A 16,257-nucleotide genomic window follows, 5' to 3' on the forward strand; every position below is an offset into this window, starting at 1 on the left:
ACGCAGGTTTTTGCAGGAGGGTTTCGCAATGGCGACCTATGATACAGACAATATTTTTGCCAAGCTTTTGCGCGGGGAGATCCCATCTGAAAAGCTTTATGAAGACGATGAAACGCTGGCCTTCATGGATATTATGCCGCGTTCTGATGGGCATCTTCTGGTGATCCCCAAAACCGCTTGCCGCAACACGTTGGACGCCAGCGAAGAACAGCTTTGTGCGGTGATCAAGACCGTGCAAAAGCTTGCTATTGCAGCAAAAAAAGCGTTTTCTGCAGAAGGTGTGACCATTCAGCAATTCAATGAAGCGGCTGGCGGGCAGGAGGTGTTTCACCTGCATTTCCATATCTTGCCGCGACATGAAAACGTGCCATTGCGCCCGGCGGGTACGATGGGTGACATGGATGTCATCAAATCAAACGCTGCGAAAATTCGCGCAGCTCTGGCGGGCTGATATTTTAATGGGGAAGCGCATCGCTTCCCCGTTTGTCAGCCTGCTGAGTGTGGGTCAGAAAAGGTCTTTTGAAAGCTCTGTTGTAACGCCACGTCCACATCCTCCAGAGTGACCGGAAGACCCAGATCCACAAGGCTGGTGACACCAAAGTCTGAGATGCCACAGGGGACGATTCCCGTGAAATGGCTCAGCTCCGGCTCCACATTGATCGAAATACCGTGAAAGCTGACCCATTTTCGCAGACGGATTCCAATTGCGGCGATCTTATCTTCGGCGATTTGACCATTTGCGGTCTTGGGGCGGTCGGGGCGTGAGACCCAGACGCCGACTCGGCCTTCGCGAATCTCACCTGAGATATTGAAGCTTGCAAGCGCATCAATCACCCAGGTTTCAAGCTGTGTCACAAAGCGGCGGATATCTTTGCCGCGACGGTTCAGATCCAGCATGACATAAACAACGCGCTGGCCGGGGCCATGGTAGGTATATTGCCCGCCGCGTTTGCTTTCATAGACCGGGAAGCGCTCCGGCTCTGTCAGGTCTTCGCGCTTTGCTGAAGTGCCGGCTGTGTAAAGCGGCGGGTGCTCCAGCAGCCAGATACATTCTTCAGCTTCGCCCGCAGCAATCTTGGCGACGCGGTCTTCCATAAATGTGATCGCCTCTTCGTATGGGACAAGTTGCTCCGATGTGATCCATTCCACCATTGTTTGTCTCCAGACTTCTCAATTCATCGCAAAATAGAAGCGCCTATCTGTAAAGATGACTCGCCAGTTCGTCCGCCGCTGCGCTAACGTGATTCTATTACGAGTAATCCATAGAGGTGAGGACGATGTCTTCCAAGGCGCTTCGGGCCGCATTGGCCACTTCCGTATTTATGACAACCGCTGCAAGCCAGGCTGGCGCAAGCGATCTGGGGGCTGCGCTGGTTGGCGGCATTATTGGTGGCATCATCACCAATGAGGCACAGAAAAACCAGCGAAAACCGGCACGCACTTCCACCCGCAGCAGCACCAAACATAGTGCGACGCGCGCGGCAAACCGCGAAACCCAAACCGCACTGAATTATTTTGCATTCCCTGCCGGGACGCCAGATGGGGTGATGGGACGCCGCTCCCGCTCAGCGATTTCGCAATATCAGGTCTTTATGGGCTTTCCTGCGACCGGCCAGTTGACCCCTTATGAGCGTGATTTTCTGGTCACGTCTTTCAGTCGGGCACAGATTGGCGGGCCGCAGGTGATCAAAGCCGCGCAAGGCCCGAGCGGTGTGCGCAGCCTGTTGCACAGCTGGCGCGACGAAAGCTTTGGCAGCGCGCCAAGCGCCGGCTATGCGGGATTGCCCATCGAGGTCAGCGAAGCGGTGGACGAAATTGCCGAAAGCGCGGAACCAACAGCGGAGCAACTGTTGCAGCGTTCGGGCTTCATTCAGCTGGCTGATATGAATGGCGACGGTAAGAACGATTATATGATCGACACTTCTGTGTCGGGATCGTCATTCTGGTGTGGTGCGAGCCACTGCACCGTCATGGTGTTTGCCTCAACGCCGGATGGCTATCAACGCAATGATTTCTTGGGCCGTGGGGTAACACCAGCAAGCTTCACATGCCATCGCGGCTCTTGCCAGATGAACGAAGGTGGCAATCCGGTGGTGACCGCCGAAGCTGCGCCTGCACCCGCGGCACCGGGTACGGTCTTGGCCGCAGGAGAGGCGCCAAGCGCAGGTTTGGGGGGCATTACCCTGTTTGACACCCCACAAGCCACCGCGCCACAAGCCTCTCTCACCAGTCATTGTAGCAAGGTTAGCCTGCTCACAAGCTCTGGTGGGGGCTATATGACGGTGTCAAACATGACAGATCCAGAGCTGGCCCTGGGGGAGCAATTTTGCCTTGCCCGGTCTTATGCGATCAATTCCGGCGAAGGGGTGCTCGCGTCATTACAAGGGGTGAGCCAAGCACAGGTCGACAGTCAATGCGATCAGTTTGGCCCCGCGGTCCAACCTTATCTTGCGCAGCTCACCAGCACGAATGCCGTCACTGTGATGGCCAATGTTCAGAAGTTCATCCTGCAGAGCAATATGTCCATCGAGCAGCTCCGTGGTACTGCGCAGATTTGTCTGCTGTCTGGCTATCGTCGTGACAATATGGATGTGGCGCTGGGTGCGGCTTTGATCATGACTGGTGTTGGTGAACGGCCTTATGCAGAGCTGATTGCGCATCATACGGCTCTTGGGTTTGGAGTTGCTCCATCAGTTAATCGTGCGCAAGACTGGTATGCGGTGGCGGTTGCTGCCCTGGAGGGTGGCAGTGATCCGGTTTTTGCCCCGGGTCAGCCAGAGCGCGTTGCCTTGATCAAACTGGCGTCAGAACGTCTGGGAGGGGCTCCGCAACTTGTCAAACCGGTTCCGACTTCTGGTCAGGCACCAGCTTTGCCAAGCTTTAATCTGGGTGACTGATCAGGGCGCTCAATAAACAGGTTAGCGGCTGCGACGTTCCCAAAACGAAGCAGCCGCACCATCAGATTGAAAAAACGCAGGCTTCTGGCATTTTGTCTCTTTTCAAGGGCGAATTGCTGGTCTATACGCCCCTTCACCAAGTCAATGACAGTGCGGTCGTGGCGGAATTGGTAGACGCGCAGCGTTGAGGTCGCTGTGGGGTAACTCCCGTGGAAGTTCGAGTCTTCTCGACCGCACCATTTCACATTTTGATGTGATTTTCTCAAAAAAATCAAATATTACAGACGTTTGTGGAGTTCGAAAACCGTTTTCGCGGTCATACGCCAATGGTGCCTCAAAGGTCATTCTGAGCACGTTTTTGCGCAGGGTTAGATTGCCTTTCTCCCATATACTCCAAGGGTTTGAGAGGAACGTCTTCAAAAGTTCGAAAATTTCACGCTTGGTATATCTTGGTTTACTGTTTTGAGTAAGTTTATCAGCCAGCAGCAGCTTCTCATCTTCCAGCTTGGCAACCTTGTCTTCATAGGCTGACACCACTTTTGCGTTGGTCGCATCGACCAGTTTTTCCAGCAGTGAGTCTTGCTGTTTGTCGAGTAGTGCAATGTCCCGTTTGATCTGGGCCTTTCCGCTATCACTATGAGCCGTGCGTTGATCCCAGGCATCCGAAAGCATGGCGGTCACGATGGAGAGCAGATTCTTCGAGGGCGTCAGGCTTTTCAGCAGGGTTTCAAAGCCTGCGTCCACTTTCTCAGCGCGGATGTTTTTCCGGTACTGCGAACAATCACGCGTTTGGCACCAGTAGTAGGGGTAACGTTTGCCTGTTCCGCTGCGCGACCAGCAGGAAGTCATCGGTTGATTACAGCAAGCACAGTTCAATGCCCCACGTAGCGGAAAGTCCACATGGATGTTCTGCTTGGCAGGGGCAAGAGCGCGCGCATTCTTACGGTCTTGGATTGTCTGATAGGTACTCAGAGAGATAATCGGCTGATGGTGGCCCTTGCGGCGTTCAATGCCCCAAGGTTCATGCTCGATATATCCAGCATAAACAACACGCTTGAGAATATCGCTGACCTTCTGCTGGCGGATATGACCGCCCGGCAAGTCTTTGGGAAACGCAGGCTGGCTTTCGAAGAAACGCTTTACCTCGACCTGAGAAGCAAAGCGCCCTGAAGCATAGCCTTCCAAACCCTCTTGGATGATAGATGCAACAGGTTCATCGCGAACCAATAGCTTGCCGTGCCCCTTTGTCTTTTCAAAGCGGTAGCCAATTGGCGCGGTAAAAACGGCATAGCCGTTCATCATGCGCCCACGCATACGGTTCTGGGTTTGCTCAGCGTTCTTCTCGCGTTGGTGCTGGGCCACCGATGCCAGCATGTGTTCGACTAGGCGCGAGTCGCTGTCTTCGCCAAACTCAATAGAAGGGCTTTCAAGAATGCCGCCAGCGTCTGACAGAGTTTCGCGCAGCTTGATATGGGCCTGCACATTTCGGGCAAAGCGGCTGATGTCATCAATGATCACCACCACCGAGTTTTTGGGATGGAGACGTAAAAACGCCAGCATTCGGTCCATCGCAGGACGGCGCTCAAATTTCCCTGACATATCGTCGGAGAAAACTTCAACCACATCATAGTCCTTGTAGGTGGCGTATTCGCGGCAGCGGTTCTCTTGAGAGGCGAGGCCGTCACCTTCGCGTACCTGTTTCGCGCCTGACACGCGGGTGTAAATTACAGCTTTCTTCGGTTTGCTTGCTCTTGCCATTATTCCTCCTCTCTTGTTGTTTTCTGGTTGATCAAGGATACCACATCCAAAGGTTCTTCTTGGCCAAGGTCGCCGGCTTCTCCACAGATTTGCTGCACGGGATTGAGATCAAAACCTAGGTCAACAAAGGTGACGACGATCCCCCATAGGGTTTCGATCAGCTCCTTTTGCTGTTCGAGCGGCATGTCGCATTCTTCCAGCATCGCCGCATAGGCTTCCCAGTCGATGCTCAAACTGGGGCGGGGTGATGCCAAGGCATCAGTTTTGTTTGGCGGACAGGTCATGCACGCTCCTTTCTTCAAATCAATTTTTGGGAAATATCAGTCCCTCGTTGTCACGCTTTCGGACACACGAACGAGAACATATGTGGAACATTTAATCATATTTCCCTGCCATCGCGCAAGAAATATTTCTCAATGATCCTATGCGCTTAACCTGTCACTAGCATGGCAAGCCAATGGCCATCTTGGGTAATGGGCGGGTAAATTCGGGTATTCTGCGGGGTTTCGCAAATTGCTACGAGCACATATGTATGCGACGGTTTAGGCACACGGGGAGAGATCGCGTAATGCGTATTGATTGGTCGCAATCCAGCATCGCGGAACGCAAGGCGCTTGCAAAGGTGACCAAAGATGTCGCTGCAACGACCCCCCTGTCACTAAAGAAGTTTCTGAATAAGGCATTGGGTATCTCTGGAGACGCCGAGTGGGGAGATCTGGCAAACTTCCGCAACGGCAAAATGTCGCGCGGCAAGTCCAAGATGCTCTACGCCTATTTAGCCAAACATCACTATGACCAAGCGCAAAAGCTGAATGCGGACCTTTTTCCATGGCGTGAAATCCACGATGTTGAGGCTTTCATCGACAGTCACGCCCAAAAAGGCAAGTTGCGTGTTGTTGTCGAAGACACAAGTCTCAGTCTTGTTAAACGCAAAAGCCAGCGACGTCACATTGATTGCTATGTCCGCCCAGGGCAAGGCTTTTGCTTTGAGCTTGATACTGCGAAATCTGGTTTCGTTGCGGCATTCCAAGGTTACAAGGGGACGTACTACCCATTTCCTCTTGATGAAAACGGCGAGGAACTTGTTGTTCGCGTCTCGGAGGGATCACATAAGTTTCCGGTATTCGCTGATTGCGAGGATGATTTTCTTACCGAAGATGAAGATTTGGGGATGCACCACTTTGTGTTTCTAACCTCATCGAACCGGAACCGCCTGATCACGCCTGAGGGGTTGCCCCACCGGCTTGATATTCTGGACATTCACGCGGTTCGAATTTTTGTCGGTTCGGACCAAGAGACATAGCCCATGTCTGTTGCCGTTGCTCTATAGGCTCGGGCGAGGTTGGCGAGGTGTGACATTTCCGAATTTACTCTCTCAATGCCAGCGTCGTTGAGCGGGAACCCGGCACGAACGCCACCTTCTTCTAGGGCGGTGTCGAATTCTTCAAAACGTGCGCCAAGAAGGATTTCAAACAGCTCATTGTTGATTGGAAATTCCGCTGACAGAGCTGAATACAGGGCATCCCGAACAACAAAAGCACGAACCAAAGGATCTGGGTGATAACTTTCGAGGTCCAGCTCCATTGCCGTATCTCTCAAATGGCAAAACAGTGTGTAACAGGCCACGATCATCAAGGCGCTTACCTGTTCAACGGCGATTTGATGAGGGCCAAAGATCAAGCGAAGATCTGGCGCGACGTCATTCGCTTGCAGGTCTTCAATCAACCGCGCAGCGTCTTTCGCGATATAGCCAGCGGCGATCAAATCCGCTTCATATTCCCAGATCTGGCGTGTCTTGCGAGAAATCGATGGTTTCGTCTTCCTTTTGATCAGCTCAAGTTCATGCAAGGCAAGGTTCGAACTTTTCAATTTGTCGGCATGACCTGCTAGAATATGGCCAATCTCATGATAGAAGGCGAAGTCCAGACACACCTTGGAGAGCAGTTTGCTCAACGCCACGCGCTGAATGCTGCCGATGCCCAGCCAATCTACTAACAGAGGATCGCGAAAGATCCCATCCATCACTGCGGTGATTTCGCGATCCAAAGTCACTGACAGCCGTACCATGTACTCTGTGTCAACGCGTTTGACCGACGCAATCTTGTGGACTTCGGAAGATGAGATTGGAACTATTCTTATAGGGGAAATAGAATAGGCGGAAGAGATCGCTATCGCCATCTCTTGCCAAAGTTCATCAGGTTTCGCTGTGTCGTCGCTCAATGTCCCAGCGTTCCAAAATCTGGTTCAGTCCACCAATTGGATCAGTTTCCAAGAACACGCACAACCAGAGTTCCTGATTGCCCTACAGAAAGGTCGAAATTGCCACTTCGACTTCCGGCCACGTCGCCACTAACGCGAAGCCCGCCAGTGTTTGGTGGTGATGACCCCAGATTAAGGGCGGTAATGCGCACATTTACCAAACCGCGACGAACTTGCCTCGTTGTTGTTGTTCCACCAAACGTGAGCAGAATATTGCGTTGAAACTGGTTCCCGCTAGAATCCGTTATTGTTAACCGGACGCGGTCACCGTCTTCGAGGTTACCAGAGTCAAAGGCGAAAACGCGCAACGCTCCTGCAATATTTAATCCTTCGGTACCTGCGAAAGCGCCAGAAGACTGGGTGTTTGGTGTTTCAATCGATGCCGTGAATGGAGAAGTCAGGTTCGTGGCAAGGATATGTTCCAGGTCAGGGTCAGGAGAGGCGGTTGGACGAGCGCTACCTATACGTGAAGCAAGGCCCGTGGTTTGTGATGCAACGGAATTTTGTAATTGAAGTTCGCTCAAATTCAACACGGCTCGTCTCTCAGTACTGATCTTCGAACGGCCTAGACTATGTGCTTCTTTTTCTCGACGATTGAGTTCGATAGCTAGGTTTCTCTCGTACTCAGCACGGTCAGAATACAGATCAAAATCTCTTGCAAACTCTACAGGGTCGAGACCAACGTTATCCATTCGAATTTGCCTGCCATCCCGAGGGTCAATAAATAAATCTGCAAAGCTACCGACTTTCGCTTCCACAAAATCCCCTACTTTTGCCGTCGCTTTGGCTCCAAAGGCAGCGCCGACAAGAGCCCCTTTGGCTCCTCCAGTTAAACGCCCAACGGCAGCTCCTCCCCTGATAAGTACATAGCCGGTTGGAATTTCGGCAAAATTCTTGGCCGCTGCAGCATAGTTCTCTGTCGCTAGATTTATTCCTATCTCTGAAATGCTAAGTGGTCGCGCCAGTTGCCCAACTGCCTCTCCGATATATTTTGCATTTTTTGTTATTCCAGATCCCACTGTTTCGCCTATTACATCAAGGACTCCGGCGCCGGAACTCAAATAACCCGTTACCGGTTCTGGGTCTATTTCTGCATTCGCTTGGTTGCTAAATGCCATTGATGCAGCCACAACGACGCCCTTACTTATTTTGAGTTGTTTCATCTAATTAATTTACCAGATTGAAGGTTTCGTTGTAGATTTGATGGAGAATCCCATCTTTCTCCTCCCATCCATCAATGATGAGTGTATCAGGCCTCTTTTTCGACGTAGTGATTGAAAGTAAATCCATTCCCAGCGCGTTGGGGTGAGTGTAGGTTATCACAAGATCTTTTTTCTTAACCACCCCCTTGAGCGCATTGTGAGTTGTGCTTATTATTTGGGATTGAAACTCTTTTGGTATCTCGGATCTTTTTTGTGAGTTGTATATCATGCCGGTAATTGCCGCATTGTCTTGAATGAGGAAATCTATTTGCTCGGGTGTAGGGCAGATGGATTGAGAGAACAGAGTGGCAAATGCTTTTGATTGTATTTTAAAAGCCTCTCGCATTGATGGGGCGATTTCTCTCTGATTCCAAAGGTCTACCCAGCGATTTTTATCCGGTGTTCCTTTGAGTGCTGGCCCAATTGTGGTGCGCGCGCTAATCAATTTTCCGTTTTTATCTAACCACAAAAAGAACCAAACGTTGTGAGAAACGTTGAAGTACCCTAAAATATAATGGTTTGAGTTGCGGCATCCAGAAAACGACACTGCCCCTGCGAGTATGCTTTTGACTTCATCTTTATGAGGCTTGAGCGGGCCTGAATAAGTTTCTCCCGAACGTGGAAGTTTGTTGATTAGTGTATTTGGAGATCTTACAAATTTTTCTTTCACTTGTTCGGCGTTCTTTAGTATTGAAATTATTTCTTCGTTGGTTTGAGCGATTGCCTTCTTTGGAGAGATGATCGCTCCGCACGCGCAGAATATCAATGATAGAAAAATTAAAGCGGAAAGTGATGTTTTTGTTTTAAAACTCATGCGATACTCCAATCGATAGTGTGAAACCTTCGTATTTCGGGCCAGAAAACCCTAAAATAGTTCCTTCTTCGACTTCGAAGTACCCTAATGACCCTTCGAGAATTGTTTGTGCATTTAAGGATCGTTGGTACCCGAGGCGGATTTCTTTTCGCTCAAGGCTTGGAGCAAAGGAAAAATTACTTTCATCGAAGTCATTTGCTGCCCGATATCTGCGGCTAAGGTCCAAACTTAACGTGTCACGCTCACTGAGCCGTTTACTAACGCCTACGGAAAAATAGGAGCTATCACCATTGTCGTCTCTTTCGGCCTGCACCAATGCACCAGTTGTCGCATCGCGTAGGCTGTCTGCACCACGTGTTGAAAGGGAAGCAGATGATCTGATGCTCCAAATGTCGTTGATCGCGTAGGCCCCAGACGCAAAAATTTCGTGAGATGTTGCACGGTCGTAGGTTGCAACGCCGTTCACTTTCGTTACGTCTTCATCGATAACTCGGTAACCCAGATTCCATTGATATTGCGGGGTGCTGCGCAACAGTTGGATGCTCGCCACTTTGTGGTTGCCAGGGGCAAGTTCCTGATCAGGTTGGTCACCGTCAGGAGAATAGTCGCCGCGAATATTGTAACTGAACCCAAACCCCAAGAGCGTCTGGGAATCCAAGGTAATAGTTGAACTTAGCCCGATACCGAAGTTCAGTCCCTCACCGTAGCGATCATGGTCAACGATGAAGCCATCAAAGACCGCATTTTTCTCCGAACCAGAGAGTTGCTCTTGGCCAGTCGGTAGATTTATGTCTGTGTTCAACGCGAGTGTGGCGCGCCGACCGCCCAACCATTCCACATCTCCGGCAAACGCACGATAAGACGCCGAAACCGCGGTATCAGAAAGTGATGAAACGCTTCCTGCCCCACCGGAATGGCTACTTTTCCGTTCACCATGCAGGAAGGCGGTTTTTACGCCAAAGTCAAATCTTTGGTTGGAGAAAGTATAATGCAGCGGTGCGAATACCTGCGTTCCATCTTCATCTAGCGTCTCTTCATTGAAGCTAGATATTTCAAGCCCAAGACTGAGCGTCTGCTTGGCTGTCCCGGTTTCCTGAGAAAGCACTTCATATGGGATGATAGCACCCAGAAACGTTGAAAGTAGTATTCGTGAGTTCATAAAATTTCCGTACATACAAGATTAATTTTACCATAAGTGTATGAAAAATATCAAATTTTCATACACTCGCATGTAGTCCTGAGGAGGGGCGATTTGTGTCGTGTCGATCTTGCCTTCGGATTTCCGCGTCTTTGATCTTGTTTTTTCAACTCAACTTGGTTTGGTAAATATATAGAAATCTCCATATTGCGGACTCTCATTTACAATGCTCTACACGAAGCTTGATTACGTGGAAAAAATCGGCACATCCAAATCTGTTGAACAGGCAGGACAGGTTCTTCTAGATGTACTGGAGGGCTATGGTGCCAATCTGGTGCACGCATTCATGGGAACATACGAGGATAGTTTTCGTGTTACGACCATGCCGGACTGGGCAGTTAAGCGAGATTGCTGCCGAGAAGACTTACTTTCCTCACATACCGTCAAAGCCGTAAGGTCCGGCGTGCCCAGAGTTATTTGGGGTGTTGATATTGATCGATATAACCCCAAGGCTTCCCCAGTAGGTATTCAAATGGGGCTAGAGAGATGGGAACATTTTCGGCAACGTTGCGGCATTACATTTTCGATGCCTGATCTTGATGGGGAGTACCGGGGCGCAGGAGTGGGGCTGGGCTACGATGATCAAGCTGCACAATTTTTGCAATTCGTCAAAGAGCGAGGCAGCGACTTGGCCTTGATTTCTTTTGCGGCGCATTCCCGCTTGCAGTTTCTTCTGGAAAAAGAAGATCGATCATCGCCCCTGTCACGAAGGCAAGCTGAAATTTTGTGCTTCATTTCGCAAGGTGAGCAAATATCTTCTATCGCTCATAAGTTGGGAATAACTGAGTCTACCGTGAACATGCACCTTGGGCGTCTGAAGGTGAAACTAAATGTCAGGACAAGAGAGCAGGCTTTGGCCATGGCGCTGATCAATAAGTGGATTGAACCCTGATTTGAAAGGCAGCCTCATCCTGGCGGAAGATGTCGCATAATATACAATGCGAGATGTGGGTCATGCTGACCCGTTTGCGCTGCGACCCTTCGGGCATCTTACAGCACTAAGATGTGCTGCAAGATGTGTGTGGTAGTACCACACAATCTTGAAAAGGGGGCTGCTGCGCTCCCCCGTTTTATCCCCCAAAGCTGATGGTCGAGATTGGCATTGAGCCAGTCACGACCATGCAAACATATCGGTGTTTGATCCCTCGCAGGTGAGATTTCGCTCTCCCTGCACCCATCGACATCAGGGGCGTTCCTGCCCCTGAGAACCCTGATCAACCGTCCGCCGATTGAATGCCGCCAGCTTGTCGAAGCTGAACCCGACAAAACGATATGCGCGTTTGACCCTCAATTAGGGAGACATGTCCTCTCCCCAATACCCCATGACTGACTAGGGCTGCCGCCCCCGCGCGGTTCAAAGGGTGGGGCCTCGCCATGCTCGGTTCGCTGCGCTGCACCTGCGCGTGGCTCTGGTCCTGCCTTCGGCACCTTTGATCCTTGCACCCCCGCTCCTCGGCGGAAGCCAGACGGTTGCATGCGCAACCCGTCAGAGACGAGAGGAGATAGACACATGCCGCAGCTACACGCACAACCATATGACCTAGACGCAAACGGTTTTTATTTTGAAAGCACTGAAGACTACGCCAACAAGGCGAAGATGAACCGCAAGGCCTTTGGTGAGGTGGTCGAAGAGTACGAAATCCAGTTCATCGATGGTGAAGACATTGACCTTGCCTTAGCCAAAGCTTGGGGCGTCAATCAGGCGAGTATTGGGGGTTACTTCAAAGCCTGCGACGAATGGGAAGACTACCAGAAGAAAATCTTCATCATCGCTGTTGGTGAGGCAGGGCACAGCTTTGATCCTGAGGACGTCCATCCAGAAGAATTTGATGTGTATCTGTATCACGTAGACAGCATGAAAGAGCTCGCAGAACAGATGGTCGATGAAGGTCTATTTGGCGACATTGAAAGCAACACCTAATGATATGTTATTTTTAACCGATATGAGTAATCTATTAACTCCATGCCCACAAAGATTAGATACGTCGACGCAAAGTTCAAAACCCTTGAAAAAAAAAGGACTCCTCGGAAAAATCACTCAGTATCAAACTGGCAGAATTGATGCAAAAGCCCTTTGCGCTGACCTTGCAAAAGTCATGAAAGGACTGGAAGCGGAAGGTTACGAGATTCATCAAGTCGTCGATGTGACTTCCGGAAAATTTGAAAAAGACACATCAAATATAGATCATAGGAGTTATGGTTGGGGCTATGGATATAGCTTCACAGAAGGTCTCATTGTGATCGCCAAAAAGTGAATCCTTTAGCCCAACGATCATTTTGAGGAGCATTCAGCTCCTTTTCCCATTATTCTCTTTCTTCCGCGCACGTGTCTTGGCAGCGTGATAGAGCCGCAGTTGCTCCCGCATGCCGTTGTCAAAGGAAGGGTGCGGCAGCATCTCCCCTTCTTTGACACCCATCTCTGCCAACTGCCTGTCGATTAGATCGGTCAGCACAGGTAAATCGAGCCAATCGGGAAGCGGTTTCTTTTTCAACCAATTGTAGATTGCGTCATAAAGAGAGCGGTCAAGGCTGAGCAGATGATTGCGTGCCAACCCGCGACCCAGCCAGTGCTGATAGACACGATAGGTGAACGCGGGTGCGGTTTCTGTGCGATCTTCTCTATCGCGATAAAGCTCAGGGGCTTTCTCCGGTGGAGGAATGAAGTTGGGGTTTGGCGGCTGTGCCTCTGGTGTGAGGAGATGTAGCATCCCCAACTCTTGTCCCAAAAGGACATAAAAATCCGCTCGTTCTGAGCTGGATAGAGTGTCAGGCAGACGTGATTTTGTGTCCTTTGCCAGTTTGTGCAGTTTCAAGTGGTCCATAATTGGTAAGCATTATTGACCAAAAATTAAGATTTGTGTAGTAAATTGTTAAGAACACAACAAATGAGGCACTATGGGTACAGAAGGAACGTTTAAAGAAAAGGGATTAATGAACAAGGCGACAGCGCAGGCTGTCTGGCGCTATGCCACACGACCAGAGATTATTCCGCGTTTGCGCGCCCTTGGATATCACTTTGGCTATTTTGCCTATTTTCTTGCGCTTGTTTTACGATCCGCACGTCTCCTTCCTGCCAATCATCCGGCTTTGATGAGCCAAAATATCGGTCGCTTTGGTGTAAAGCGCCTGTTGGCGGAAGCGGCTTCTCATCTCAAATGGTCATGGGCACATCTGGATCAGATTATGATCTTCTGCGCGGTTGTCGCTGGGATTGTCATGATCTTCGTGCAATTGCTCATCATTGCCGCCATGGCAGTATTAGATGTGCGCCCTGCAATGGCCTCTGGTGGTTATTTCTCAACGCCTTCCGACAATGTCAGCACTGATGTGGTGTTCATCTTTTTAGAACAGGTCTTTGGCCCAAACCTTGGTGTGTTTGAGGCTGCATCTCAACCGATGGGAACACCTGTCTATACAGCGTTGCAAGCTATGCTGGGGTTCTACAGTGCCGCCACCATGGTCATTGCTGTGATTATCGTGATCTATTTTGTGATGACGGTGGTGGGGGAGGCTGCCAAAACCGGCACGCCTTTTGGTCGTCGCTTCCACAGCCTCTGGGCACCAGTGCGTCTTGTCATTGCGTTAGGCCTCTTGGTGCCGCTTGGCAGCGGATTGAACTCCGCACAGTATCTCACCCTGTGGGTTGCTAAGATGGGATCAGGTCTTGGAACACAGGCTTGGACAACCTTTGTGGGCTCTGTCACCGCTGGGCAGAACATCGTGAACAAACCTGCTGGAGAAAGCACCTCTGCTTTGGTGCAGCGCATATTCTTGAATGAAGTTTGTGCTGCCGCGTATAATCAGGCGGTGGCCTCTGATACCCAAGAGGTAAAGATCCTGCAGGTGACAGGGCGACGTACGTCTGTTGCGCCCAATTTTGACAATCCGTCTGCCATGATCAACGCCGCATGGAATGCCAAGGATGCTGTTGTCTTGTCATGGTCACGCAATCCGGCTGGTAAGAAAGCCACGGATCACACATGTGGGCGCATCAGTGTTTCCACCACGGAGTTTGACGTCTTTGCAGACGGAACCAGCGTGACTTTGGAAGAAGAGCGTTGGTGGTGGAATTTGCCTCTGGTTGGCAAAGATATCGAACAGCGTCTTGGAACGGTGCACCAGCAGATCAAAGAGGTATATCTCAAAGAGATCAAACGGATATCAGACGCAGTAAAACCTGCTGCCGAAGCAATCGCAGCCTATAACATACCGGTGCGTAAGCAGCCCGGATATGGCGATGAGAGCACTTTGGAATTTATCCCCGAGTTGCTCAAAGAGGTCAGCGAGCAGACCCATGAGAACATCAATCTGGAAATCTTGGCATCCTATGACTCTATCGCGCAGGCGGAATACGCCAAGAGCGACGGCTATGATGTGATGGTGGATCGCGGTTGGGGCGCGGCGGGGCTTTGGTATGGAACGTTGGGCACCATCAATCAGCGCTATATGGATGCGGTGGCTTCTGCCATTCCGACCTTGGATATTTTGTTCCAAGCCACAGATGTGGAGAGCAACGAGCGCGGCGCACTTGGTAAGTTCTTTGGTGTGAGCCGTTACCGATTGCCAGGGCAAATCACAGGCAAGATCGAAGAAACCATCACGCATGCGGCCAATGACTTTAGCGGCGCTATTGTGGACAGCGTTCCAGAACATTCACCGCTTTATAAAGACGCCAGATTGGAAGAGGCCAACGCAGCGGGGGAGACGGGCTGGCTGTCTAAAACGTTGATTGCTCTTGTGGGATCGAAACATATTTATCAGTTGAAGGACAATCCGACCTTGGACCCAATGGTGCGTCTGGCTGCTGCAGGACATGGCATGCTCAACCGCTCGTTTGCTTTGTTGGGACTGGGCACCGCATTGAGTGTTGGTGGCGCTGTCTCTGGTAGTGTTGCAGGTGCTCTGCCAGCTACATCCGGTCCGGCGAAAGCTGGCGTAGCCTTTGTCGGTGATCTTGCCGCTGCTGCTGCGTCGCTTGTTTTTGCCCTTGCGGCAATAGCTATGGTGGCAGGGATCTTCTTGGCCTACATTTTGCCAATCATCCCTTTTGTTTACTTTGCCTTTGCGGTGATGGGCTGGGTTTTGGAAATATTTGAAGCCATCGTGGCTATGCCACTTTGGGCTTTGGCACATCTGAGGATTGAAGAAGGTGGTATGCCGGGGCCAGCGGCCCTTGGGGGATACCAGCTCTTGCTGATGATCTTGCTGCGCCCCGCCTTGATCATATTTGGGCTGATTGGCGGCTACATTCTCTTTGGCGCGGCGGTCTATTTCTTCTCAACTTTGTTTAATGCGGCGACGGCCATCACGCAAAGCGACATTGCCAACAACTCCATCGGGGCATTTGGCGTGTTTGTTTACACAATCGTCTATGTGTTCTTGGTCTACAACATCGCTTTGATGTGCTTCAAAATGATTGATGATGTGCCCAAAGGGATGCTGCGCTGGTTGGGAGCGGGTGTATCTCCCTTTAGCGACAGCCGAGGCGATCCTATCAATGGATCACGTGAAGTGGTAGCAGCGGGTGTGGTTGCTGGAAACCAGATCCTTGGGGGAATTCGCGGCACAGCCTCTGGTGGTCACAAAGCTTTTGGCGAAAACAAGCGTCGCAAAGGCAATTTGGCGGCTGGACGTGATATGAACGACGATGGACCACAACGGGTGCGCATTGAATAGTAAACCCTTACGGCCTAGCCCCTGCGGCGGGTAAGCCAAAGGGCAATACGGAAGAAAGCCAGTTCAAAACCAAAATACAGCAGACAAAGCGCGGCTATGGGCAGTAGGCACATGGCCGCTGTCCCGAAATAGGTCGGAAAGTCACTATCAAAGACTTCGGCAAGTACCGTGCTGCCAAACATCACGCCAAGCAAGATGATCACTGCGACCAAGCTGCGCAGGGTGGCAATTGGTTCGTTTGGAGCTTTTGGTTCAGTGTGTGACGCAGACATAGGGAGTCCTTTGGTCTGAACGCGTCAAAAGGCTTCCCTTTTGATAAACATGACATAATTCCCTCTCAAAGTCATCAGCCGCCAAGTTTTCCACAGAAATCTGGAACGCCGTCACCACCGCAAAACCGCTCTCACACTGCGTTCAAAAGGGAACCCTTTTGGAAAGCAAAAAACACATGGT

General features: G+C 50.8%; 16 protein-coding genes, 1 tRNA gene and 2 pseudogenes. 9 read left to right on the forward strand and 10 right to left on the reverse strand.

Annotation, left to right across the window (positions count from 1 at the left end):
• Nucleotides 1–28 precede the first annotated feature (28 nt).
• Nucleotides 29–451 carry an HIT family protein gene (locus GG681_RS10920; RefSeq protein WP_153548039.1) on the forward strand — a complete coding sequence of 141 codons (423 nt, stop codon included), beginning with the start codon at nt 29–31 and terminating at the stop codon, nt 449–451.
• Nucleotides 452–486: 35 nt separating this feature from the next.
• Here the strand turns inward: GG681_RS10920 and lipB are convergent, their stop codons facing one another.
• Nucleotides 487–1,152: a lipoyl(octanoyl) transferase LipB gene (gene lipB / locus GG681_RS10925; RefSeq protein WP_153548041.1), complete on the reverse strand. Its 666-nt coding sequence runs from the start codon at nt 1,150–1,152 to the stop codon at nt 487–489.
• A gap of 125 nt (nt 1,153–1,277) precedes the next feature.
• On the opposite strand from lipB, the gene GG681_RS10930 reads away from it, so the two are divergent.
• Both GG681_RS10930 and GG681_RS10935 read left to right on the forward strand, forming a co-directional pair.
• Nucleotides 1,278–2,897 carry a peptidoglycan-binding domain-containing protein gene (locus tag GG681_RS10930; RefSeq protein ID WP_153548043.1) on the forward strand — a complete coding sequence of 540 codons (1,620 nt, stop codon included), beginning with the start codon at nt 1,278–1,280 and terminating at the stop codon, nt 2,895–2,897.
• 152 nt (nt 2,898–3,049) lie between these two features.
• Nucleotides 3,050–3,136: transfer RNA gene (locus GG681_RS10935), tRNA-Leu, on the forward strand.
• 541 nt (nt 3,137–3,677) lie between these two features.
• On the opposite strand, the pseudogene GG681_RS17895 reads toward GG681_RS10935, so the two are convergent.
• Nucleotides 3,678–3,746: pseudogene (locus GG681_RS17895) on the reverse strand (hypothetical protein); the annotation flags it as partial.
• 51 nt (nt 3,747–3,797) lie between these two features.
• Here GG681_RS17895 and GG681_RS17900 point away from each other — a divergent pair.
• On the forward strand, nt 3,798–4,067 hold the full coding sequence (locus GG681_RS17900) for a hypothetical protein (protein WP_235899892.1): 270 nt from the start codon (nt 3,798–3,800) through the stop codon (nt 4,065–4,067).
• Nucleotides 4,068–4,247: 180 nt separating this feature from the next.
• On the opposite strand, the pseudogene GG681_RS17905 reads toward GG681_RS17900, so the two are convergent.
• Nucleotides 4,248–4,655: pseudogene (locus tag GG681_RS17905) on the reverse strand (recombinase family protein); the annotation flags it as partial.
• Entirely contained in the window at nt 4,655–4,939 is a 285-nt protein-coding gene (locus tag GG681_RS10945; RefSeq protein WP_153548045.1) for a hypothetical protein, read from the reverse strand. The gene GG681_RS10945 and the pseudogene GG681_RS17905, both read right to left, overlap by 1 nt.
• 284 nt (nt 4,940–5,223) lie before the next feature.
• Here GG681_RS10945 and GG681_RS10950 point away from each other — a divergent pair, with 284 nt between their 5' ends.
• Complete coding sequence (locus tag GG681_RS10950) at nt 5,224–5,958, forward strand: hypothetical protein (RefSeq protein ID WP_153548047.1); 735 nt, start codon at nt 5,224–5,226, stop codon at nt 5,956–5,958.
• On the opposite strand, the gene GG681_RS10955 is transcribed toward GG681_RS10950, so the two are convergent.
• From GG681_RS10955 to GG681_RS10970, 4 genes are read right to left on the reverse strand one after another with little or no spacing between them, the layout of a single operon-like run.
• Nucleotides 5,916–6,875: a hypothetical protein gene (locus tag GG681_RS10955; RefSeq protein ID WP_153548049.1), complete on the reverse strand. Its 960-nt coding sequence runs from the start codon at nt 6,873–6,875 to the stop codon at nt 5,916–5,918. The two genes, GG681_RS10950 and GG681_RS10955, sit on opposite strands and share 43 nt — an antisense overlap.
• A 41-nt stretch (nt 6,876–6,916) precedes the next feature.
• A complete protein-coding gene (locus GG681_RS10960; protein WP_153548051.1) occupies nt 6,917–8,077 on the reverse strand; it encodes a hypothetical protein in 1,161 nt (386 codons plus the stop codon).
• Nucleotides 8,078–8,081: 4 nt separating this feature from the next.
• Nucleotides 8,082–8,930 (reverse strand): hypothetical protein, encoded by an 849-nt coding sequence (locus GG681_RS10965; RefSeq protein WP_153548053.1) that lies wholly within the window; start codon nt 8,928–8,930, stop codon nt 8,082–8,084.
• Entirely contained in the window at nt 8,920–10,089 is a 1,170-nt protein-coding gene (locus GG681_RS10970) for a hypothetical protein (protein ID WP_153548055.1), read from the reverse strand. The genes GG681_RS10965 and GG681_RS10970 overlap by 11 nt, the downstream gene beginning before the upstream one ends.
• 205 nt (nt 10,090–10,294) lie before the next feature.
• On the opposite strand from GG681_RS10970, the gene GG681_RS10975 reads away from it, so the two are divergent.
• The 3 genes from GG681_RS10975 (at nt 10,295) to GG681_RS10985 (ending at nt 12,383) form a co-directional block, all read left to right on the forward strand.
• Nucleotides 10,295–11,020: a helix-turn-helix transcriptional regulator gene (locus GG681_RS10975; protein ID WP_153548057.1), complete on the forward strand. Its 726-nt coding sequence runs from the start codon at nt 10,295–10,297 to the stop codon at nt 11,018–11,020.
• A 618-nt stretch (nt 11,021–11,638) separates the two neighbouring features.
• Entirely contained in the window at nt 11,639–12,049 is a 411-nt protein-coding gene (locus GG681_RS10980; RefSeq protein WP_153548059.1) for an antirestriction protein ArdA, read from the forward strand.
• Nucleotides 12,012–12,383: a hypothetical protein gene (locus GG681_RS10985; protein WP_153548061.1), complete on the forward strand. Its 372-nt coding sequence runs from the start codon at nt 12,012–12,014 to the stop codon at nt 12,381–12,383. Before GG681_RS10980 ends, GG681_RS10985 begins: the two co-directional genes overlap by 38 nt.
• A gap of 33 nt (nt 12,384–12,416) precedes the next feature.
• On the opposite strand, the gene GG681_RS10990 is transcribed toward GG681_RS10985, so the two are convergent.
• Entirely contained in the window at nt 12,417–12,950 is a 534-nt protein-coding gene (locus tag GG681_RS10990) for a hypothetical protein (protein ID WP_153548063.1), read from the reverse strand.
• Between the two features lie 109 nt (nt 12,951–13,059).
• Between GG681_RS10990 and GG681_RS10995 the strand changes: the two genes are divergently transcribed.
• The gene (locus GG681_RS10995) at nt 13,060–15,804 is read left to right on the forward strand and encodes a DotA/TraY family protein (protein WP_194287173.1); all 2,745 of its coding nucleotides are present in this window, start codon (nt 13,060–13,062) and stop codon (nt 15,802–15,804) included.
• A 14-nt stretch (nt 15,805–15,818) separates the two neighbouring features.
• Here the strand turns inward: GG681_RS10995 and GG681_RS11000 are convergent, their stop codons facing one another.
• The gene (locus GG681_RS11000; protein ID WP_153548066.1) at nt 15,819–16,076 is read right to left on the reverse strand and encodes a hypothetical protein; all 258 of its coding nucleotides are present in this window, start codon (nt 16,074–16,076) and stop codon (nt 15,819–15,821) included.
• Between the last annotated feature and the right edge of the window lie 181 nt (nt 16,077–16,257).

This window comes from Tritonibacter aquimaris (assembly GCF_009617595.1).
In the GTDB taxonomy this organism is placed as follows: Bacteria; Pseudomonadota; Alphaproteobacteria; order Rhodobacterales; family Rhodobacteraceae; genus Epibacterium; species Epibacterium aquimaris.